16 protein-coding genes, 1 pseudogene and 1 CRISPR repeat array are annotated in these 21,904 nt (G+C 68.0%); of the genes and pseudogenes, 6 read left to right on the forward strand and 11 right to left on the reverse strand.

Annotation, left to right across the window (positions count from 1 at the left end; all coding sequences use genetic code 11):
- Positions 1–29: 29 nt before the first annotated feature.
- Positions 30–791: a hypothetical protein gene (locus ACTWNK_RS00240; protein WP_474301434.1), complete on the reverse strand. Its 762-nt coding sequence runs from the start codon at positions 789–791 to the stop codon at positions 30–32.
- Positions 792–808: 17 nt separating this feature from the next.
- Positions 809–1,027: a hypothetical protein gene (locus ACTWNK_RS00245; RefSeq protein ID WP_474301435.1), complete on the reverse strand. Its 219-nt coding sequence runs from the start codon at positions 1,025–1,027 to the stop codon at positions 809–811.
- Positions 1,028–1,379: 352 nt separating this feature from the next.
- On the opposite strand from ACTWNK_RS00245, the gene ACTWNK_RS00250 reads away from it, so the two are divergent.
- Both ACTWNK_RS00250 and ACTWNK_RS00255 read left to right on the forward strand, forming a co-directional pair.
- On the forward strand, positions 1,380–1,586 hold the full coding sequence (locus ACTWNK_RS00250; RefSeq protein WP_474301436.1) for a hypothetical protein: 207 nt from the start codon (positions 1,380–1,382) through the stop codon (positions 1,584–1,586).
- 48 nt (positions 1,587–1,634) lie between these two features.
- The gene (locus ACTWNK_RS00255; protein ID WP_474301437.1) at positions 1,635–2,012 is read left to right on the forward strand and encodes an ArsR/SmtB family transcription factor; all 378 of its coding nucleotides are present in this window, start codon (positions 1,635–1,637) and stop codon (positions 2,010–2,012) included.
- 428 nt (positions 2,013–2,440) lie between these two features.
- On the opposite strand, the gene ACTWNK_RS00260 is transcribed toward ACTWNK_RS00255, so the two are convergent.
- The 5 genes from ACTWNK_RS00260 to ACTWNK_RS00280 form a co-directional block, all read right to left on the reverse strand.
- On the reverse strand, positions 2,441–3,544 hold the full coding sequence (locus tag ACTWNK_RS00260) for a methyltransferase (RefSeq protein ID WP_474301438.1): 1,104 nt from the start codon (positions 3,542–3,544) through the stop codon (positions 2,441–2,443).
- A 449-nt stretch (positions 3,545–3,993) separates the two neighbouring features.
- Positions 3,994–4,884: a phosphotransferase family protein gene (locus ACTWNK_RS00265; RefSeq protein ID WP_474301439.1), complete on the reverse strand. Its 891-nt coding sequence runs from the start codon at positions 4,882–4,884 to the stop codon at positions 3,994–3,996.
- A gap of 2 nt (positions 4,885–4,886) precedes the next feature.
- Positions 4,887–5,378, reverse strand: coding sequence for a glycine-rich domain-containing protein (locus tag ACTWNK_RS00270; RefSeq protein WP_474301440.1), 492 nt, complete (start codon positions 5,376–5,378; stop codon positions 4,887–4,889).
- A gap of 275 nt (positions 5,379–5,653) precedes the next feature.
- Positions 5,654–6,067 carry a hypothetical protein gene (locus tag ACTWNK_RS00275; RefSeq protein ID WP_474301441.1) on the reverse strand — a complete coding sequence of 138 codons (414 nt, stop codon included), beginning with the start codon at positions 6,065–6,067 and terminating at the stop codon, positions 5,654–5,656.
- Positions 6,064–6,951 carry an SAM-dependent methyltransferase gene (locus ACTWNK_RS00280; RefSeq protein WP_474301442.1) on the reverse strand — a complete coding sequence of 296 codons (888 nt, stop codon included), beginning with the start codon at positions 6,949–6,951 and terminating at the stop codon, positions 6,064–6,066. The genes ACTWNK_RS00275 and ACTWNK_RS00280 overlap by 4 nt, the downstream gene beginning before the upstream one ends.
- 228 nt (positions 6,952–7,179) lie before the next feature.
- Between ACTWNK_RS00280 and ACTWNK_RS00285 the strand changes: the two genes are divergently transcribed.
- On the forward strand, positions 7,180–8,568 hold the full coding sequence (locus ACTWNK_RS00285; RefSeq protein ID WP_474301443.1) for a hypothetical protein: 1,389 nt from the start codon (positions 7,180–7,182) through the stop codon (positions 8,566–8,568).
- On the opposite strand, the gene ACTWNK_RS00290 is transcribed toward ACTWNK_RS00285, so the two are convergent.
- Positions 8,565–9,572, reverse strand: a complete 1,008-nt coding sequence (locus ACTWNK_RS00290) for an NAD-dependent epimerase/dehydratase family protein (RefSeq protein WP_474301444.1) — start codon at positions 9,570–9,572, stop codon at positions 8,565–8,567. The two genes, ACTWNK_RS00285 and ACTWNK_RS00290, sit on opposite strands and share 4 nt — an antisense overlap.
- A gap of 1,140 nt (positions 9,573–10,712) precedes the next feature.
- Here ACTWNK_RS00290 and ACTWNK_RS00295 point away from each other — a divergent pair.
- Positions 10,713–12,050, forward strand: coding sequence for a hypothetical protein (locus ACTWNK_RS00295; RefSeq protein WP_474301445.1), 1,338 nt, complete (start codon positions 10,713–10,715; stop codon positions 12,048–12,050).
- 335 nt (positions 12,051–12,385) lie between these two features.
- Here the strand turns inward: ACTWNK_RS00295 and ACTWNK_RS00300 are convergent, their stop codons facing one another.
- The gene (locus tag ACTWNK_RS00300; RefSeq protein ID WP_474301446.1) at positions 12,386–14,497 is read right to left on the reverse strand and encodes an ATP-binding protein; all 2,112 of its coding nucleotides are present in this window, start codon (positions 14,495–14,497) and stop codon (positions 12,386–12,388) included.
- 205 nt (positions 14,498–14,702) lie between these two features.
- Between ACTWNK_RS00300 and ACTWNK_RS00305 the strand changes: the two genes are divergently transcribed.
- Together ACTWNK_RS00305 and ACTWNK_RS00310 are read left to right on the forward strand one after the other, a co-directional pair.
- Positions 14,703–15,170, forward strand: a complete 468-nt coding sequence (locus tag ACTWNK_RS00305) for a hypothetical protein (protein ID WP_474301447.1) — start codon at positions 14,703–14,705, stop codon at positions 15,168–15,170.
- A gap of 1,173 nt (positions 15,171–16,343) precedes the next feature.
- On the forward strand, positions 16,344–17,669 hold the full coding sequence (locus ACTWNK_RS00310; RefSeq protein ID WP_474301448.1) for a helix-turn-helix domain-containing protein: 1,326 nt from the start codon (positions 16,344–16,346) through the stop codon (positions 17,667–17,669).
- A gap of 184 nt (positions 17,670–17,853) precedes the next feature.
- A CRISPR array of direct repeats spans positions 17,854–18,917; the repeat unit is 28 nt; unit sequence GGAACATCCCCGCGTGCGCGGGGCCGAC.
- A gap of 1,946 nt (positions 18,918–20,863) precedes the next feature.
- Here the strand turns inward: ACTWNK_RS00310 and ACTWNK_RS00315 are convergent.
- Together ACTWNK_RS00315 and ACTWNK_RS00320 are read right to left on the reverse strand one after the other, a co-directional pair.
- Positions 20,864–21,355, reverse strand: coding sequence for a hypothetical protein (locus ACTWNK_RS00315; protein ID WP_474301765.1), 492 nt, complete (start codon positions 21,353–21,355; stop codon positions 20,864–20,866).
- A gap of 73 nt (positions 21,356–21,428) precedes the next feature.
- A pseudogene (locus ACTWNK_RS00320) lies at positions 21,429–21,686 on the reverse strand (methyltransferase domain-containing protein); the annotation flags it as partial.
- Positions 21,687–21,904 lie beyond the last annotated feature (218 nt).

Consider the following 21,904-nt stretch of genomic DNA (forward strand, 5'->3'; position numbering starts at 1 on the left):
GTCGTCCACTCTCCCATTCAGTCTATGAATCAATCCGAGAGAACCCTAGCTGCTTTCCTGCCGTTATTAATCGATTTCTTGCCGGGCGCTGCTTCCCTTTGGCTGAATCGTGTTCGGTGGCAGGCGCATGGTGCCGACGCCGGATGCGGCACTTCTGCCACGCGTCCGCTCAGGAGCTGCCCCTGTGGTCGACAGGAGGCCCGTGCGGTCGTGAACAGGGGATCGAACAGCTCTCCGGCTGCCAGCTTCTCGGCCAGCTCCGCCAAAGGCCGCCCCGGTCCGGCGGCGCGCAGAGCCGCAGCGATCTGCAATGCCGGGGGCAGATCCCCGCACACGGCGGCCACCCGATCCGCGTCCTGCGGTTGTTCGGCCGCCCGCAGGTTGGCGGGGGCGCGCAGGGGCAGCGCGGTGTGCAACGGATCGATCGACTCCGCGCGTGGCAGGACGGTCAGGTCGAGGTGGCGGGCGGGTAGCGAGGCCAGCGTGTGCCGGGAGGTCGCCGGCAACCGGTGACAGGGGTGCGCGGGCAGCAGGTCCTGCACCTGGGGTGACGGCGGCGGCGTTGTCGGCCACCGCCAAAACCCCTTGCCCTCCTTCGCCGGGTCGGCCAGGACCGACCGGTACAACCCGGGCACCTCCTCCGCCTCCACGGGCAGGTCCTCGCCGTGCACGCCCATCGCCCGCAGCAGCTGCCCGGCCGCCGTCTCCGCGCTCACCTGCCCGTCGGCGTCGGGCGTGTAGTCGCGCAGGTCGACGAAGAACACTCCGCCCCTGAGGCGGTCCTCGCCCATGGCATGGTGGGTGGCGACTAGGCCAGGGCGGCCTGGCCGATCTCGCCCATCCCCGCCACCGCGGACACCACCGCCCCCGCTTGCCCAGCACCGTCCGGGCGGCCGCCGGTCTGGTTAGCCGGATCGAGGAAGACCTCCAGTTCGCGCACCGCCTTCTCCCGGCCGGTTGATCCCGCCGGAGCAGCGGGCAGCCCGGCCAGAGCCTGCGGAGCCGCAGGGCGCACCCGGACGTTCACACTGATCAGAGCCGAGCCGTCGCCGGTGACGACGGGGCGGTGACGTTCCCGTCGATCGCCGTCGACCGCTCACCGCCCGCACCGGGCTCAAGGGGGAACAGGGCCATGCTCGCCGGGACGCCTCATGCCCCCGCTGTGCAACCGGCCTGCCCGCTCGTCATGGGCTGTCGTTGATCGCTACACCCTCGGCTTCAGCCCCCCCGTGAAAGCCGATGACGGTCAGCCCGGGCGAACACGTGCGTGCACCCCGCTGCATCGAGTCCTGCCGACATCTCGCCTGCCAAGGACGGTGTCATGCCCGCACCAGGCATCTACGCTATTCCGTAGCTACGGACTAGCATAGGAGAATGCGATGAGCGAGGACAAACTCGCCGAGTTCGAGCGCCGGATCGCCCACCTGGAAAGTCGAATTGACACCGTAGCCCCACCACACCCGCCGAAGGCGCCGCCCCTCACCACGGCAGCCACCGGCATGCTCCGCCAGGCGAAGCAGGACAACAGTCTCGGCACCGTGAGCTACGCCGGAGCAGCCCGACTGGCCGGCGGCGAGAGCCTCTGAGGCAGGCAGCATGCCCTCGCCGAATTGCTGTCGGCCGATTGGACACCGGTGGCCACCATCCTGGAGACCCTGGGCAGCCGGCCACGCCTGGCGCTGCTCGCAGCACTCGTACAACAAGGCCGACGTACCAGCACCGACCTCCAGGACTCCCTTGCCGGAGACGGCGAGCAGAGCACGAGCGGCCAGCTCTACCACCACCTGCGCGCACTCCAGAGCGCCAGGCTGATCACACAACGCAAGCGCGGCGAGTACGAACTCGCACCTCAGGCCACGCCCCAGGTCCTCACCATCCTCGCCGCCGCGTTCGACCTGGCCAACGACCCCCCACTCGGCCCACCAGCCGACCTCCCCACCCCACAACAACCAAGCGGGCACCACGTTGCACGCGATGTGCGAAGGCCGTCCAGCAGCAGGCCACGCAGGTAAAGCAGGCCCCTGGACCGCTGATCGGAGCGGTAGCAGATACCGGTGCACCAAGGACGCAAGCGGCCGCTGGAGATGGACGCACAGCCACCACCACTCATCGGGCGGGCGTGCTGTACGTCGACCGCGGCGATACGAAAACGAACGTTTTTGCTCAGATGTAGTCGTCCTAGGCCTTCGTCGTTTGATTCACGCGAGGCGGGACTCCCAACAGCGGGAACGAAGGCCGCGGTGATCTGGCTGGTGGCTTGCTTCGGTGCTGATGACCGAGATGCGGATGGCGCAGGAGTTGCCGACGATCACGGGCAACGCCTGCACGCTCACCCCTTCATGAGGGTGAACTCTGCACGGGGTGTGGCGGGCTGGCCGCTGATTTCAGGCCGGGGTGCATGTTGCTTTCAGGTTGACCTTGGCCGGGCAGTGGTGACGACTCAGCCCGGATGATCGCCGGTTGTCGTGGCGAGCTTGGCCTGGATCAGGCTGAGGTGCCCTGGGATGCGGGTGGCATCGGTGAGGTGAAGGCCCGCCTGCGCCAGCAGGTGCTCCCAGTCTGGTCGGGTGCGGGCTGGGCTGCCATGCACGAGGGTGCGCAGGCGGGCGTCGGCGATGAGGGCGAGGTCGGCGTCGCTGTGCGGGGCGCTGGGCAGGAGGGTGTCCACGATCCACAGCCGGGCGTGCTTGTTCATCGCCGCGACCAGGGCCGGTAGCACAAGGGCGGCGTCGATGCCGGTGTGCGAGGCGGGGGTGAGCAGGAACAGGTCGGCGTCGGCCGGGATCTGGTGTGTTGCCGCCACGGCGCTCGCGCGCTCTGCCAGACCGCTGGCGTGCAGATAGCTGTGTGCGGCAGCGGCAAGATGAGGTTCCTCCACCAGCACCCCGCGCAGGTGCGCGTGGCGCCTCAGGATCGCGGCGAGGGTGTGGGCGGTGGTGCCCCCGATGTCGGCCACGGTGGTGACGCCGGTGTAGTCGCCTTCGGCCAGAGCGGCGTCGATCAGGCGTCGCCGCGCGGGGTCCGGTGCCGGTAGGTGGTGGCGCGGCAGAGCCGAGCGCCCGGTGAGGGAGGGAGCGGCGACCTGGGCGTGGAGGGCGGCAGCGCCGGGGTAGCCTGCGGCGATGCTGGGGCCGTGCCGGTGGGAGCGGCAAAACCCGAGCGGGCTGCCTTTCAGATGGAAGGCGATCCAGAATGAGGCGGCCAAGGATGTGACTGGATCCTCGTGGCGGGGCAGGTGGTAGCGGCCCCGGCTGCGGCCGATAATGCCGAAGGCTGCGGCCAGGTGCAGGACCTGCTCGAGCAGTCGGGCGTCCAGGGCGGCTCCGCTCGGGGCGGGCTTGGCGCGTTCGGCCAGTTCGGTGAGGGTGAGCGGGCCCGAGGCCAGGTGCTGCAGCAGTCGCAACTCGATCACGGCCATGCAGGCCCCGAGCAGGGCCGGGATGTCGATGAGCAACTGCACGTGGGCGGCGGCTGACCTCTCCTCAGGCGCGCCAGCGGGGGTGAGTTTGAGCTCCGGCCAGGTGTGCCAGGGGGTTTCGCTCACGCTGGAGGGAACGCTGGCTGGGCGACGGCGTCCGGGGGGTGTTGCGGAGGGGATCATCGCGGCACCGCCTTGCGCTGTCATCAGGGTGAGGCCATGCGGCAGGCGGCCGTGCTGGCCGCTCTGCAGCCCGGCGCTGGGGAGGGTAGGCATCTCAGGGCGTGCTCCAGGAAGGGATGAAGGCAGGAATGAAGAAGAGGGGCGCGCCCCAGCCCTTGCCACCGACAGCCAGGGGCGCGCGAGGCTGGTGGGCGGCCGGCGACCCCTCGCGGCCGCCTCCCAGCGATTCAGCCCGCCGCCGCGCCCCCGAATCGCAGCTGCGTGCTGTGCCGTACGCGAGGCCCGGCTGCCGGTTGAGCCCGCGCCTTCGGCTCCAGCTGTTGCAGCCGGGGGTTCGCCCGCTTCAGTGCTGCTGCTGGGCCGCACCAGGCGGGCGAGGCCGGAGCTGGGGCCTACCTGAGCCGGTAGCCCAGCCAGGCGTGCCCGGCGGCGGCCGCGCGGGTGCGGGCGGCGCGTCCGGCTTCGGGGCCGTGCACGGCCTTGTAGCGGCGGAACATGGTCCACGCCGCGATCAGGGCGTTCACCTGCTCGTGCGGCGCAGACGACCAGGCCGGCAGCGCCAGCAGCAGCTTTTCCACCTGCTCCGGTGTGTGGCCTGCCTCGATCAGTCGGGGGCCGAGCACGGCCGCGTCGACCCACGCGGGACCCACTGAGGCGAACCCCCAATCCAGGACGCGAGCCAGGCCGCCGGACAGCAGAATGTTGCCGGGGTGCAGGTCGTAGTGGAGCAGCGTGCTGCCCGCGATGGACGCAGCGGCGAACCCGTCGATCGCCTCGGCATACAGTGCGCGCTGAGGCAGCACAGCTGTGCTGCTGTCGAGCAGATGCCTGCCTTTGAGGAGAAGGCGCTCGATCTGGTCGGCGACCGGCGGCCCCTCCTCGGCCGGGCAGGGGGTGAGCCTTTCGCCGAGATCGGCGACCAGGTCGAGGACGGCGACCAGGTCCGCGGAGGCCGGGGTGAGGTCGGCCGGGCGCCCATCCATGTGGGTGAACAGCATGAGCAGCCATCCGTCGACCTCGGCGCTCCAGTGCATGACCGGGGTGGGCACCGCCTCGGGCATGATCGTGCCCGCCCAGCGCTCGCGCACATACAGCGGCGCGGCCGGGCTGCTGAGCTCGACGGCCTTGAGGAAGGCCTTGCCGCCGTAGGGCAGGCTGAGATGGAGGGCGGCGCCTGGAATGAGGCCGTCTGCGGCGCTGGCGGCTGACATCACGACGCCGGTGTGCTCCTGCAGGGCGTCGCGGACAGCGGTCGGGAGGTCGTCCCAGTGGAGACGGGTCATGATCAGGCCTCTGTCTGCGGGTCGTCGGCGCATCCTGCATAGCACTGCGAGCACTGGGCCGGTGCCGTCCACACCCGGGGGTCGACGACGATACCGGCCTGGCGCATGGCCTGCACGGTGGCGCCGATCCGCTCGGCCATCGTCGCAGCCTGCTCAGCGTCCTCCTCACCCTCGCCCGGGGGTGCGAGCGGGTCCGGCAGGTGGTGGATGAAGTGTCCGGCGAGCCGCTCGCAGAACACGGCGTAGTCGTGGGTGTGCAGGATGAAGGCATGCCACCCCCAGTCCACCTGCTCCGACGGGGTGTGGCGTCGGCCGGGGTCGCGAGCCGACAGGTCCAGGAATCCCAGCATCTGCTCGATGATGAGTGTCGCTATGTCGGCGCTGACCTCGTGGCCGGATGCGACCTCATAGATGAGCTGGTCGTAGAGCTCGGATGAGATCAGCGATCGTGGGTGTGCGTGGGGTGGTGCCATCAGGCTGTGCTCGACGCTCATGAGTCACCTTTCCTGCGTGCTGGGCGTGATGCTGGTCGTGGTGCGTGCCGCGGCCTGGAGGGGAGTGGCGTCCGGCGTGCTCACCTCTTGCCTGTGCGAGAGATGCTGACGCCCTCCGCCTCCAGGCCGCGGGGTTTTGTGCTGCGGGCGAGACCGGCTGCGGGTGTGGGGGCCGCTCTCGCCCGCAGGCGTGCTCGGCCGTTCCCGACCGGCCGAGCAGCAGGCGCGGGTGCGCGGGCGGCACACGGTGCGTAAGGCGGGGTGTGCCACAGCGCTCACCACACGCGGGGGTGGCGTGGCCTGGAGGCGGGGGCGTCGACCTTCTTGACCACGGGGTTTCGCCATCCGGCGGCCAGGAGCTGTTGGTGCTTGGCGCTCAGCCATGCCTCCAGCGCGCCGGGTGGGTGAGTGTCGAAGGTTGCGGCCAACAGGTTGCGCCCGTCGCGGTGATGGATGGTGACGATGGTCTGGTTCGGCCACCTTCCGAGCTCACAGCTCGACCCGTCCGGATGCCCGTATGTGATGGTGAGCTGCTCTCCGGCGATCAGGGGCTGCAAGGCGTTCCTGGGCAGGGCAAGAGGTGGTGTGCGCGTCCGCTCGGGCGGTGACGGCGGAGGGGCTGCGGCGGGGTCGACTGCTGCGGGGAGCCGCAGCCGGGCGGTCAGCGCCGCCTCCGACAACGGGTTCACGCGGATGTCTCCTGCGGCAGCAGAGTGAGCACGCCGCCCACGAAGTAGGCCGTGGTCTCAAAGAGGGCGATGTCGTCCGGCTCCTTGGGGCGCCAGGCGTGAACCGGGACCAGGCCGGGGCTGTCGCAGGACCAGCGCGGGCCAAACAGCGCACGCACCTGGTCGGGGGTGCGCAGGTGTAGCTGCTCGTTGGCACTGCTGTATTCATGCGCTGCAGCTGTCAGTCGCCGCTTTTGTTTGTGCTCGCCGGTGAGCGCGGCATGACTGATGACGATCTTGCTGCCCGGAGAGAGGACCTCGGTCAAGGTGTTCACGATCGCGGCCGGGCTGCGCTCGGCGGGGCTGTCGGCCACGAAGTGCAGCAACGCCACGACCAGCACCACGACCGGCCGGCCGAAGTCGATCAGCCTTCCGACGTCGCGAGAGTTCAGCAGGCTGGCGATGTCGCGGATGTCGGCGTCCACCATGGTGGTGTTCCGGTCGGCCAGCAGGGCACGCCCGTGTACGCACACGATGGGGTCGTGGTCGACGTAGACCACCCTGGCGTCAGGGGTGATCGCCTGGGCCACCTGGTGCACGTTGTTCATCGTCGGGAGCCCGGATCCGAGGTCGAGGTACTGGTCGAAGCCGTCCTCGGCAAGCGCTGTCACCGCCCGGCCGAGAAACTCGCGGTTGTTTCTCACTGCCCTCGCGATCGACACCTTTCCGGCTGCTGCCTGGATCCGCTCGGCCGCCTTGCGGTCAGATGCGAGGTTGTCCTTGCCGCCGAGAAAGTAGTCGTAGATACGGGCGACGTTCGGGGCGCTGGTGTCCACGGAAGGTGGCAGGTCGCCGGGGGCGGGAGGCGCCGCGGGACTTCCGAAGCCGGAAGAGCTGATGTTCATGGCGGGATGTCCTCCGGAAACGGGCGGCTTGCACGCTGTCGGCGCTGCTGATCTGAGCTTTCCGCCGCAGGCGCTGACGTCTCCATGCCGTGCGTGGGCCGTCTCGGTCGTTTCGGCGCCGTTTCGCGGACATCTGCAGGACATACAGCGCGAATGCCGCACGGGCAGCCCAAAGTGAGGCGTGCCGTCCTACTCTGCTGGAGACGAGTCCGACCGGGAGGGCTGACGATGGCGGAGACGGTCTTACGTCGGGAGGCACGTGCGCGTGAACTGCTCCCGCACTACCGGTTCGTATCAGTGTTCCGTGTGGCTGCCAGGGAAGCGGGCCACCACACGCTGGAGGTCAGCGTCCGCCAATGGTCGCGGTGGTTGTCAGGTGAGCTGAAGGGCTTGCCGCATCCGAAGGCGTGCGAGGTTTTGGCCCGCATCTTCGGCCGACCCGCAGTTGAGCTCTTTCAGCCCGCTCCTGAGGCTGGGACGGATGACGGCGGCGAGGCAATCGACGTTGGTCGTTTCCTGCATGAGGCTTCCGAATCCTCGTCTTCACCGCCGGGCGAGATGACCTTGATCGAGATGATGGTGGCTGCTGCGGACGAGTCCAGGACGACCTCGTCCGACGCCGAGCACCTGGTGGGCCCGGTCACGATGGAACGTCTTGAGGAGGAGGTTGTACGGCTGGCTCGGACCTATCTCGCTTCCCCGCCCATGATCATGTTTCCGCAGATCATGGCGGTGCGAAGCGAGGTCAACGAGTTGCTCGGCCAGACACGCCAGCCTGCCCAGCTCACCACCTTGCGATTCCTGGCCGGGGTTACCTCCATCCTGCTTGCTGAGGCCGCCAACGACCTGGGCCAGGGCAGGCACGCCGTCGAGCACGCGCGGGCCGCGTGGGCCCACGCCGATACCATCGGTCACGTCCCGCTGCAGGTGTGGGCGCGCGGCATGATGGCCATCAGCGCCTATTGGGCCGGTCAGCCGATCGATGCCGTCAACGCCATCCACAAGGCCGAACGGCACAAGGCCCAAGGCATAGCCGCGGCGCGCTTGCACAGCATCGGTGCCCGAGCCAGCTCCTACCTCGGTGACATCCCGCAGACCCTCACCCGGATCAGACTGGCTAAGGAAGCACGCGCCACTCACGTCCACGACGACGACCTGGCCCAGATCGGCGGGGCGTTCGACTGGGACTTGGTGCGCGAAGAGCGTTGTGCGTCATCGGCCTTGGTCCACGTCCTGCACCTGCGCGACCCTGATCTCGATCAGGACACCAAGCGCCGACTGACCGGGCAGGTACTCACTCACACTGAGCAGGCTCTGCGCCTCATGCGGTGCGTCCCCGCACAGGCGCAGTCGCCGATTACCGCCGCCACGATCCACATCGACCGGACCAGCGCACTCATCCTGCTGGGCGACATGGCCGGAGCGCTCACCGCGCTCGAGCCAGCTCTTCTACTGCCGCCAGACATGCGCACCCACCCGGTGCTCTACCGGCTGCACGCGATACATGCTCTGCTCACCCGCACCAGCCAGGTCGGCAGAACCAGTAGGCAGATCACCGAGACGCTGTTGTCTTTCGCGGGATCGTCAACGGTGCGGGCACTGCCGTCTGGTGCCTAGTGCGGGCGCCGGTTCCAGGCGTCCAGCACCGCAGCCTCACGCTCGAGGGAGATACCGAGCTCGGCGGCGCGGTCACTGGCCACCGGAGTGCCGCCCTCCGACAGCCACGCCCACGTGTCCGCCACTGTCTCGCTGAGCGGCCTGCACACCAGCCCTGCGGAACGGGCACGCTCGGACTCGATGTGCCAGGTGCCGCGGTAGGCCCGCCATAGCGGTAGCTCGGTCCACATCGTCACCCCCTGCTGCAGGAGAAAGTCGTCATCCACCCACTCCAAGGTGGCGTCGCTTCCCGTTACACGGACGCATTCGGCCAGGAGGTCGCCGAAGGTGCTATGCCCGATCGGCGCGGTGATGTTGTAGGAGCCGCTCAGCGGTTGCTCGGCTGCCGAGATAGCAAATGAGGCCAGGTCGCGCACGTCCACCGGTTGGATGGGCCAGCTCGGCGAGCCCGGAGCCAGAATGCGCCCTCCGGCGGCGGCACGGCGCAGCCACCAGGGCAGACGGCCGACGTACTCATGTGGGCCAACGATCACGCCGGGGCGCAGCAGTACTCCTCGCTGAGAGAATGCTTTGGTGACGGCCAGCTCGCACCCCACCTTTTCCCTGCCGTAGGCGTCGCTCGGCGTCTCGCCCTTGGGAGCTTGCTCGGTGTAGGAGCGCAGTGGCGATTCGTCGGCCAGTGGGGAGATTGGCCACCCCCGGTAGACGTTGACTGTGCTGACGTACACGTACTGGCCTACGGCGTCGGCGAGTGCCTGCGTGGCCGCCTGGACATGCGCCGATGTCATGCCACTGGTGTCGATCACGGCATCCCACGGGCCTCGTGCAGCAAGAGCCGCCAGGTCGCCAAGGCTGGAGCGGTCGCCCCGCAGCGCCTCGACGCCGGGCACGTCACTGCCGGACAGCCCCCGAGTGAATGTGGAGACATCGAAACCTCGGGCCAAGGCCTGCACGGCAATCTCGCGGCCGAGGAACCAGCCGCCTCCCATGATGAGCAGTCGCATGCTGCTGATCATCGCCCAGGGCACCACGCCGTGCGAGCTTTGACCATCGATTGCCAACTGCGGGCCCTCACCGCTGTGTACTGCCCGGAGCTCACTACGAGCGCAGGTAGAGGACCAGGCCGCAGATCGGCGCGCTTGGAGGTGCGGGACCATGGCGAACGCGGTGTCGCCTAGGTCTCGAAGGTGTGGCGAGTACTGCCCGCACGGGGTCGCTCTTGGCGTGGCTGTTGACAGTCCTTTGTTGGAGGGTGTCTTAAGCCTGAACAGGGTGCCCCTAGTTAGCCCCTCTTGTCGGCATTCGAGTCAACGCGTTCAACCAGGTACAGCCGAACGCGTTCGGGTCCGAAACGACGCTCACTAGTCGACCTCATGCTGGGTTCCCGCGCGCATCGCGGATGCGAGAGCGCCTCCCGGTACTCGGAAGCTTCAGGGCGACCGACCGCGTGTTCTCGAGTCGAATTCATCCTGGGGTATGGCTCCGGCACTCATTCCCAACGTTTGCCTTCACAGGGACCCGTGTTGCCTGGACCTTCCTCGACCAGCCGCCATCCGCCTTATCGGTACTGACTTTTGCAATATGCGGACGAAGAGTCCGGATCTCGCTGCTACGTGGGGTCGGAAAGCCACATCGCACCGACCTGCATCGCATTGATGAGGACTCGCCGAACCAGGGCTAGCTGCCGGCGGAACTGACCACGGTGTTTGACAACTCGAGGTGTCACGCCCCGCAAGGTGGCCTTTCGCATGAGCTTGGTCGAGCTAGCCAGCATCCCTTCACGGCCATGGAGACACGCCCACCTGTCTGGGCTCACTCAATCAGCCGATCCACCAGAGCCCCCTGATGCTCCGGCACCTATATCCCATCCTGCCGCGAATCGAACACTCGGACTCCACCCCGCAGAGAACCCTTGCTCCTGACTTCTCATCAGATTCTCTGAGTCGAACGTTTCGTTGAACTATCCCGCCAGGCTAGCGGGCCATTGTGCCTTGCTACGGAGGCAGCTGGGGAGGGGGCAGGGGAGTGCAGGCCACCCCCGAACCATGAGGGGCAATCCTCGGGTACGTTCGCCGCTGGCGGTTGGCCTTGGAACATGTGTCGCGTACCGTGACGCTTGTCAATCTGCCATTCAGGACGATGCCATGACGCAGCGGAATGCTGAGCTGGATGCCCTGCTTGCCGAGGCTGGTTACTCGCATGCCGCACTCGCCCGCCAAGTCAGGCTGCTTGGCCAACAAGAGCATGGGCTAGATCTGCGCTACGACTACCGCGCGGTTCGCCGTTGGTTGGGTGGGGCCGTTCCTGAAGCTCCTACGCCAGCCCTGATCGCCATCATCCTTGCTCGCGCGCTCGGCCGGTCAATCGGATGCGAGCAGTTGGGGTTCAACTCCGCAGACTCGGTCAGGCGGTCGCTTCTACTGGCAACAACACCGGCCGCTAGCGTTGAGACGGTCGTAAAACTGTGGAGGACTGCCGTCGTGGACCGCCGAAAATTCCTCACCCACGCCGCATTCACAGGTGTGGCTGCTCTAGAAGCTGTGGTCGACTGGCGCTTTTCTCCCTCCGTGCAGGCTGCCGTTCATTCCTCGGGTGCCGTAGCCGTTCATGAGGGCGACGTCGCACGGCTTAGGCAATCGCGTATTGAGTTTTCGCAGCTTGATCACCTTCGCGGTGGTGGCCATGCTCTGGGTTGGCTGCAGCAGTACATGCACCAAGAAGTAGCGCCGCTCTTGCAGGGACGTTACAGCGACAAGCTTGGCCGGGATCTGTTTCTGGAGGCAGCAGCACTGTCCAATGTTGCGGGGTGGATGGCTATGGACGCTGGCCAGCATGGACTCGGTCAGCGTCATTACACCCAGGCCATCGCGCTGGCCAAGCATGTGGGCGCCGACACGTTCGCCGCTTATGCATCAGGCAACTTGGCAACGCAGGCACTCTTCTTGGGGCAAACGCAGACCACCATACGGTTGGCGCGTGCCGCTCTCGACTGCAGACCTCCTCTGCCTGCATCGCTTTTCGCTCAGATCGCTACGACCGAGGCCCGCGCGCATGCCCTGGCTGGTGACGGGCACGAAACGATGCGCTGCCTGCGTGATGCAGATCAGGCGATGGAGCGCGTGAACCCAGATGGTGATTCAGGATGGCTATCCCCCTGGACGTATGCTCACCACGCAGGGGGAGCCATGCATGCCCTGCGCGATCTCGGCCGATTCGCTGAGGCCCGGCAGAGAGCTTCCGACGCATTGGCTGCGCCGACTGTGAACGCGCGCACCCGCGCGTTGCATCAGGTTCTTGTGGCCAGTGTCTTGGCCCACGCACGTGAATTCGATGGTGCATGCGAGGTTGCGACCGAGGTGCGCAAGTCCGCCGCAGGCCTGCGATCCAAACGGCTTAATCTGCGACTGGAGGAGCTAACGGACTTCTTGAAGAATCATCGAAATGTCCGTCCTGTTCAGGACTTTCTGGATGCTGGGCGATAGCAGTAGCAGGCAGCGAAGAGATTGACGTGGTGGATCTGACCATCGGTGGGTGAAGGAGGCGCAAGGCTTGCTGCTTCATGGGCAACGATCGAGCCCGGCACGAGAGCAGACGCTGACGCGTGACGGGAGGGCCCCAAGTCCTGGTCGGCGACCAGGACGTTCTGGCCGTACGTTCCTGGTGCTCTTCAGCTGATCATGGGATCCGCCTCTTAGGCGTGTCCGCATCGCACGCACGGTGTGGTGCGGCACCTCCTGCCTTCAAAGCCGGGCAGGCCGCCTGCCAAGAATTCGACGCGCTGGTGAGGCAGCGGCGATCTCGAGACAGAATGGCTGACCTAGGTTGTGGATTGGCTTTCGCATGCCTCGTTCACTGCGTAGGCCACTGCTTGTTCCAGGCTCATGCTCTGTCCGATGGCGAAGGCGCGGTTGTATCCGTCTTGCCCGATGAGGGCGACAACGGCCACGGCGCAGGCTGCGTGTTCGTCGGCGTAGAAGGGGGATCCCATCATCGGCAGCCCGTACTCCTGCCAGTTGACCTCGGCCGCCCCTTGCAGTTCGGCCGCTTTGGTTGCTGGCCATCCCGCCTCGACGGCGATCTGCGCCAGTTCCTCCAGGCACAGCACGATGCCGAGGACGTCGGAGAACAGGCGTTTGATGCGCAAAGCCGAGCGGATCGCCTCGACGGCCTCCTTGGTTCGGCCGAGGCGGCGAAGGGCCAGCGCCTGCACGTATAGCGCGTAGGAGCGCAACCATTTCTCGCCGCGCAGGCTGCAGATGTCGACGCATTCGGCCAGCAGCGGCAGCGCCCGGTGCGGGTCGCCGCGCATGGCGAACACCAGCGCCAGTTCCACCACGGCGGGCATCAGGCCGGGGACGAGCTGGTCGGGCCTGCCGCTGAGGTATTCGATGGCCTTGCTGAGGTTGAGCTCGGCCAAGGCCATGTCACCGCTGAGGAAGGCGGCGGTGCCGAGCATCTTCGTGGCGATCACCATGGATTCGACGTCGCCGAGGATGGTGGCTTCCTCCAGGCACAGGTTGGCTGCCATTTTCGCGCCTTCCACATCCCCCTGAGCGTTGGCCAGGTAGGCCTCAACCCACCAGCCCTTGCAGCGCGTGGAGGACGGGGCGGGGTTGGCGTGCAGCGCCCGCGCGAGATAGTGGCGGCCTTCGCTGCTGAAGCCGCAGCCCACCCACAAGAACCACAAGGAGGTCACCAGGTCCAGGCCTTGGGCGGCTTCGGCCGGGTCGCTGAGGCTGTAGTCGATGGCGGCGCGGATATGGGATCGCTCCATGCGCATCTTGGTGTACCAGCGCGCTTGACCGTGGCCCGACCAAGCCTGTTCGCCGCGCCGGGCCAGGCGCAGGAAGTGGTCGCGGTGGCGGCGGCGCAGTCGGGCGCTTTGCCCGAGCTGGGCCAGCCACCCGGCCCCGTACTCGCGCAAGGCGTCCAGCAGCCGGTAGCGGGCGATGCCGTCGGCGTGGGTGCAGCTGAGGATCGACTTGCGGACCAGGCCGGCGATGAGGTCGGAGATGTCTTCGGCGGGCAGGTCGTCGCTGGAGCACACCTCGCGGGCGGCGTCGGCGTCGAAGCTGCCGGCGAAGACGGACATGCGCGCCCACAGCAGCCGCTCGGCCGGTTCGCACAGCTCGTGGCTCCAGCCGATCGCCGCGCGCAGGGTGCGATGGCGGGCGGCCGCTGTGGGGTCGCGCCCGCGCAGGACGGTGGTGGTCGCTGATTTGCTCACCAGGTCGAGGATCTGCTCCACCGACAGTCCGCGCAGCCGCACCGCGGCCAGCTCCAGCGCCAGGGGGATGCCGTCCAGGCTGCGGCACAGCGCCTGCACGGCTGAGCGGTTGTGCTCGCCGACGGAGAAGTGCGGGAGCGCGTCGCGGGCGCGGGCGGTGAACAGCTGCATCGACTCGCTCATCTGCCCTTCGGCGCCGCTTTCCAGGCGCATCGGTTCGATGATGCGCACCTGCTCGCCGGGCAGGGACAGTGGGGCGCGGCTGACGGCCAGGACCCGTACCTGCGGGGCCTGCTTCAAGATGGTGGCCACCAGCCATCCGATCTTGTCGATCATGTGTTCGCAGGTGTCCAGAATGAGCAGCAAATGCTTGTCGCGCAGGAACTCGCAGATGATGTCGATGTCGCTGCGTGCCGAAACGTCGGCCAGGTCGAAGCCCGCGCGTACTGCGTGTGCGAGAACTTCAGGGTCTTCCAATGCCGAGAGGTCCATCAGCCAGCTGCCGTCGGCGTAGGCGCTTTCGACCTGGCGCGCCACTTTCAATGCGATGCGGGTTTTCCCGACGCCGCCGCTGCCGGTGAGGGTGAGCAGCCGGGTGTGCGCCAGCTGGGCTTCGACGTCGGCGAGGATGGCGCGGCGGCCGACGAAACTGGTGCTTTCTGCGGGCAGGGCGCTTCCGCGCCGCCAGCGCAGTGAACCCATACCGCCCCCTCCAGGGCAAATAGAGAAAATAAGATCATATACGCGCGAAATGGGCCGGACCAGTTCTTATTGCGCGCCTTGCGTGGGGAGGTGGAAACGGCCGGCGGGGGGCGGTGGGCGTCGCGATGGTTCGACTGGCTGAGGCCGGGCGGGCGAGGTATGTTGCGATGCACTGCAATTCCTGGCAGCCAGCGAAGGACCGCCCGTGGGAGACGAACCTGTCATCGACAAGGAGCCGAACGCCGTCGTGGCGTATAAGCTTCGCGAGCTCATGCGGCAAACGATCGCACCCAACGGCAGGCCGTGGAGTGACCCGCGCAACGGTGTGCGACTGCTGGAAGCAGCGATCAAGGAACACAACAACGGGGCCGGCCCCAGCCGTCAGACGCTGCTGACGCTGCTGAATCCCGCCTGGCTTGGACGCCCGCAGCCGATGACGATGCTTCCCATCGCTCACTTTTTCGGGGTCACGTTGCAGGACTTCGGCATTGAGGCCGACCCGGCCACCGAGTTGCTCAGTTTGGCAGCCCTGGTTGAAGGGCTCAGGGAGACCGCGTTGAATCTGGCCAACCTGCCCGAGAGCGAGCGCCGGATCTGGCAGCAGCGCATTGCCGAGGCGGCTCAGGGCAGGCGGGCCACTGCGCTCGACGAGAGCGCCGACGATCTGACCTAAGGCGCGGTCCGGGCCCGGGCGGATGGCGTCGGGCGCTTCGCCTCACCGTGTCATGGCAGAAGCGACCGCGGAGGCACCACTGGTGGCGGCTTCCAGGCTGAGTTGTGGGGGAGTCGTCTCCGGGACGCCACGACCAAGATCGCCTTCTTGCAGGTCGTTGCCGAGCCGGATACCCGGGAAGCGGCTCTCGTCGCCGCAGCAGCCTTGTCCGGCCTTGCCGCCCCAGCGATCACTGTCCGGCGAAGACGCAAACGGCAGCGGGAGGCGACGCCCTTCGAGGTCAGGCTCGTTGCCCTGGGTCTTGGCGTTGCCGACCGGGGACTGCAGGAGTAGCCCAGGTCGTGCACTCCCTGAAGCTGACGGCGGCTGCACTGTCGGCATACCCAGGCGCCAGCGCCGGTCGGGAGGTGGTGCCGGTGTTGGCCAGACGGGGCGTTCGCATCGCCCAACCGAGGGGCAGGATGCTGCGCGGCAGGCCCGCCAACGCGATCATCGCGCTGACGGGGCCAGACACCCACCCGAGGTTCAGGCCACACCTGCCAGGCACGGCGCTGCCGCAGCCTCGGACAACACCAGGGCGGCGATGCGCTACCACGCCCGGCCCTCCGGCCGCGGCCAGGAGAAGTTCCGCCTCGATGCCCAGTTTGAGCGGACAGGTTGCCGAGCTTGCGCAATCTGGCGGCCATTGTGCTGGTGCAGCCCCGCTCGCCCGCTGTCCTGCGTCAGTGCCTGCTTGACCTCAAGGGTGGGCCCTGAGAAGAGAGGCCGACGCGCCTGCGCGTCTCAGCCACGCCGCTAGCAGCAGGGGTTTCCGCCGGTGGCCTGGACGGCGCCGTTGCCTGCCGCCCACGCGGCAGGACCTGCTGCCGAGGCCAGGGGAAGAGCAACGGCAACCGTCACGACAGCTACCACGAGCTTGCGACGCAGGCTCTCAGGCACAGCAACCTCCAGCGATCTCCGGCTATCGCCTCGCCTCGGCGGCGGGGCTCGCCTGCAGTGTGGCCACCTCTGCCCCCTCTGGCAACCACCTCAGCCCTTCCAGCCGCCCCACAGGCGCCAACATGCGCAAAAGCGAACAAACCATAGGCATCTGACAAGAGCTTGTCTAGGATCATGACGTCATTGTTGATAGGCGTTGTGAACCACACTGGACCCGGCGGGAGCACCCTCATCGTGTCGGATGACACCTTCACAGGTCACATCATCAAAGGACTGAGGCAGCAACGCCGCATCCAGCTCGGAGACCTCGTCAGCCCCCACACCAGCCGACGACACCTCGACCTCCTCGAAGCGGGCGCGCACCTGCCCAGCCCACGCACCCTGCGCGAGCTCGCGCTACGCTTCGGCTGCTCTCCCTTGCTGCTGATGCGAGGGCTGCCCGCCGAAACAAGCCAAGCGATCGTGGCGCAACTCGACACCGCCGCCACCCTGCTCGGCACCGGCCACCTCACCCTCGCCGCCCAGGCCTACACCACTCTTCTCGCCAACCCCGCCCTGGGGGCGCAAGCCCGGTTGTGGCGCCAGGCCGAGCTCGGGCTTGCCCTCAGCCACGAAGCCCTCGGCCGCTACCAGATCGCCATCTTCCGGCTGCAGCACCTGCTGCACTGCCTCAACCCCGCCGACCTGCCACCGAGCACAGACCCCGAAGAGCACGCCAAGATCGTGGATGAACGCACCCACCTCAGCCTCATCCTGTGCCGATGCCACCGCGAGGCAGGCAACCTCGACCAAGCCATCCACGCCGGAGAAGTAGGCCTCATCCGCGAACTGCCCAACGGCTGGAACGACCGCCTGGTCGAGCTCGGCGCCACGTTGCTGGCCGCCTACCTGGAGCGCGGTGAGCAAACCCGATGCCGTCAGCTCGCCGAAGAACTCCTCACCGTCGCCCAGCAACTGGGCACCCCGCGGGCGCTGATCGCAGCCTCCTGGAACGGGGCCATGGTCGCCGCAGCCGACGGCCGCTACAGCCACGCCCGCGCCCTGGGCCTGCGCGCCCTGCTGGCGCAAAGCGGCACCGGCGACGCACGCAACAGCGCCCGCCTTCGCGCCTGCCTTGGCTCCCAGTGGCTCGACTTTCCCGCCCGGCACCACCGCGCGGCCCGCGACCTGCTCACCGCCGCGCGCATCGAGCTGGCCTCCACCTCCGCCAGCGCCGCCGACCGCGCCTTTTGCGACCTGGCTCTGGCGCGGGCCGACCTGCTCGAGGGCCACCCCGCCGAAGCCGTCCACCGAGCGCACAAAGTCATCTGCGAGCTTCCCGAAGCCCGCTCTGCGGCGGCGGAAGCCTTCGCGCTGCTCGCGGGCGCCCACCGGGCCATGGGAGATCTGCACGGCGCCGCACAAGCCCAGGTCCAGGCAGGGACCTGTCTGGAAACCATGCGCGCCCCGGCCCGGGCGGCGGCGGCCTGGGCAACTGGGGCGGGAGATTTTCACGCGGGCGGCGATCCAGCCGCTGGCACCGATGCCTATCAGCGAGCGCTCGCCTGCGAGGGCTTGTAGCTACCTGGGCGGGCATCATGTGCCGCAGCGCCTGCAGCAGGCTTGAGCGCAGGCACTCAACCGCCAGTGTCCGCATACACGGGGCCGACGTGTTCGGGCCCGACCACTCGCGCGACAGGGTGGGAACGTCCCCCGCGTGCGCGGGGTCGACATAGACCTGCACACCATGACCGCCGCCATGGTCGGAACATCCCCGCGTGCGCGGGGCCGACAGCAAGGATGCCACGGGCGGCACCTACAACCGCGGAATATCCCCGCGTGCGCGGGGCCGACGTCCTGGGGCCAGCCCGGTCATCAAGGCCAGGGGAACATCCCCGCGCACGCGGGGCCGCCATCGCGCCGTCCCTGGGCGTGATCGGCCCGGGGGGAACATCCCCGCGTGCGCGGGGCCGACGGCGGATCTTGGCCCGCCACCCCGAACCGGTGCGGAACATCCCCGCGTGCGCGGGGCCGACCTCAACCCCGTTGGTCCGAGGCCGTGGCCGGGGGAAGCATCCCCGCGTGCGCGGGGCCGACGCGGCGAAGAGTTCGCCGACGAAGTTCGGCAGGGGAACATCCCCGCGTGCGCGGGGCCGACCGCAACGGTGCGCCGAGCAGGCCCAGCCACACGGGAACATCCCCGCGTGCGCGGGGCCGACGAGTACGCCCGAGGGGTTCATGCAGCTAACCGAGGAGCATCCCCGCGTGCGCGGGGCCGACGCGTGGACGTGCATGCGCAGGGTGCCGTCCGTTGGAACATCCCCGCGTGCGCGGGGCCGACCCGGTGCTCGCGTACTGGCCGATGGCCCCCAGCGGAACATCCCCGCGTGCGCGGGGCCGACATGGCATGCGCGCGCGCCTGGACGGTGGCGGTCGGAACATCCCCGCGTGCGCGGGGCCGACAGGCCCACGGCGGGGCGTCCCCGTGTCCCAGGGGGAACATCCCCGCGTGCGCGGGGCCGACGACGACGACGCCGTCAGGCCGCACGTAGTGGGAGGAACATCCCCGCGTGCGCGGGGCCGACTCGATGTCAGCCCGAACCCGTACTGGGACGTGGGGAACATCCCCGCGTGCGCGGGGCCGACCAAGAACACGCGGGCCGGGGCTCCCAAAGGAGAGGAACATCCCCGCGTGCGCGGGGCCGACGCCACCAGCGGGAGCGGCGTCCCGGCGCCACGCGGAACATCCCCGCGTGCGCGGGGCCGACCCAGTCGTGTTACCAGTCGTGTTACCACTCCTGGGAACATCCCCGCGTGCGCGGGGCCGACACTTGCTGACCTGGTCCTTCTTCGCAGGGAAAGCGACTTCCCATTCGGTTGGATTTGGGGTGGGCAGAGTCTCGCCTGAGGCTTGTGGGGTGGGTTCCGGTCGCGATGTGTCAATGGTGATTCTAGTGTTGCTTGGCACGAGCGAGGGAGAGCCTGGTGAACGAGCGTGATCTTGGGGCTTCTCGGAGATGAAACCGGTTGGCCACCGGAGCAGATTGCGTGGGTGTGGCCGTTGGTCTCCGGGCATCACGGAGGTTCCCGCCGGTGCGGATGCCGATGAAGCCAGTTTCCGCGCCGGTACACCTGCACGATAGGGAGGCGGCCTGGCGCAGGGCGTAGTCGGCGCCCAACCGAACGTAATCCGCTCCACTATCTGGTAACACTACAGGTCAATAAGAGTCGACCCGCGCGGGGATGCTCCGGACGCCGACGTGCCCTTCCCGGCCTCGCCTCTGGCCGTCGACCCCGCGCGGGGATGCTGCGGACGGCATGAACTCCATGGAGTGGATGGAGTGGTCGACCCCGTGCACACGGGGTGTTTCGAGATGCAGGTTTGCCGGGGCAGGGAGCGTAGGTCGACCCCGGGCCGGTCGGTGTCGCCTGGCAGCAGTCCCGGTGACACTCGTCTGATGCCGAATCACCAGCCAGGCGCACGACTCAGCCGGGTGACCTCCCAACCACGACCACGTTGGCAGTTCGGCGCTGACGGCAGCCAGCCAGTGGCTTCTAACAGTCGCGATAGCTGTGGTTCGGCACAGCGATCAACAAGCTCCGGGACTCCGAATCCGGTGTCGGCTCCGGGGCGAATTAGTTGTGCTCCAGACGTGTCTGTTGGATGGGCTGCCGCCCCGAATGAACCATGCAGGTAGCGCAGGCTGTGGCCCCTCATCCGACAGTCTGCGCCGCCCCAATCCTCAAGAGCGGAGCGCGCTCGGCTGCGGGCATCACGGACCGTCAGGCTCGGGGGGAGAACTTCTTCATCTCGATCAGCAGCGGCCCGGCGACGTGATCACTGCGCGCGGGGCACCCGGCGGCGTCCCGGGGCTTGTGCGGCGGGTTGGGGACGAGTTTGGCGAGGATCCGAGAGTCCCGTGCCTGGCCGTGAGCTGGAAAATAGAAGCGGGCGAGGCTGGTCCTGCCAGGTTCCGTACAGCACACGCCAGCTGTGGTTGTAGGCCTTGGCGTGGCTGTCGGAGCTGTCGAGCAAGGTCTTGCCCCAGGGATGTCCGAGCGCGGCAACAGGCTGTAGCTAGGTCTTGCCGTCGAGATCCCAGCCTTATAGCAGGGCGAGATTGAACGCTGCCTCGGCGTCGTCGTGGACGGCCAGGCGTGCCGGGTGCCCTGCACTGCGGTCGTGATTGTCACGGTACCGATGAAGCGTCTCGGTGAGGCATCGTCGTCGGCCGGGGTCCTCCTCGACTGCCACCGCCATCGGTTCGGGCTCCTCCTTGTAGGAAGGCTCTGGCTCCGCCAAAGGGTTAGGGCTTGCGACTGCGGGGCGGGGCGTAGCCCGCCTGATGCCGGGCGCTGTCGTCGGTGTGCTGTCAGCGTTCGCGCCAGTCGTGCACGTTCACTGAGCACAGATCCAGACAGCGTTGGCGGGCAGCGTGGTGGCAGGCGGAGACATAGGAGATCACTCAGGGCCAGTCGAGAGGGCGCACCCGCCTGCCCCGCAGCATCTCGCGCGTGGTGCTAGGCGCCAGGGGCGCCATTGGGCGCCGTCGGCAGCGGGTCCGACGTCGTGGTTGGAGGCGATGGCTGCCTGGTCATCCCAGCAGACGCGGACTGATCATTGCGCAGGAGAGCTCGGCGTGCGCATCCTGCAGAGACCTAAGGGGGCCGAGGCGGGGTGCCATCCCAAGCAGGCCTCCCACAATGTGGCCGGGTTCAGAAGCATCGAACATCGCGATGGCCGAGTGTGGTTCGGCGTCTCGCGTATCGGCCTGTCAGCGGACGACGGTCTTCCAGTCGCCTCGACCGAGCAGGATGAGTCCATCTGGGCGCACGACGGCCTTGGCCCCGCGCACGGGTAGCTCGCCGTGTTCCAGCCAGTAGCGGCGGATTTCCTCCAGGTGGTCCCACAGTCGTTGCGGGCCGCCCTGGTGGATGGTCGCTCCTCCTGCGGGTGTGGATGTGGCTCGTGTCCAGGAGCCGTCCGGGTGCCACAGGTAGGCCCTGGTGGTGCCGTCGTCGTCCCGGCGGTAGTGGTGGCGGATACCGGGGACGGCCAGGTCCAGCATCGACTGGACATCCCACGCCTCGCTCACCTGGATGATGGGGTACGGGCTGGTGGTGACATCGTCGCCCTCCGCGTCTAGGTCGACGTGCAGCTCTGGTGAGGGCGGGTAGTTCTCGCCGTGGCGGGTGGCCATGAAGCTCGCACGATCCCACTCCACGCGGCCGACCGCACCACCGTGCTCGTCCTTGTCGGCTGTCAAGATGAGAGGTTCCCGCGATGACTGCGACCAGTCGCCCGCCCGGTCGCAGCGCGCGGAGCCAGCTGTCAGGGATGGGGCGTACGGAGACGGTGGCGATGATGCGGTCGTAGGTGCCGGGCAGTTCCCCGGTGGCGTCGGCGGTGGCGACTTGGGGGTGCAACCCGATCCCGGCCAGGCGTTCGGCCGCGGCCTTGGTCAGGTAGGGGTCCACGTCCACCGAGGTGACGTGGGTGTCGCTGAGGCGCCGGGCCAGTAGGGCCAGGCCGTACCCGGCCCCGGTTCCGACGTCCAGGACGTCGTCCGCGTCCTGCAGGTCGGCCAAGCCGTACATCTTCAGCAGCAGGCCGGGCAAGGTGGAGGAAGAAGTGGGCCAGTCGTCGCCCGGTCTTTCGCCTTCGACAGCCAGGTCGGCATGGAGGGGGCCGACCTGGGTGACGAGTGTCTGGTCGCTGTTGGCGGCTTCCAACCAGGCGCGGGGGCGGCCGGCCTGTCATGGCGCTCCCAGTGCCCGTATCGGGCATCGGCCGGGGTGTCCCACCAATGGGGGAT

This window comes from Nonomuraea sp. IBHARD001 (genome assembly GCF_056106265.1).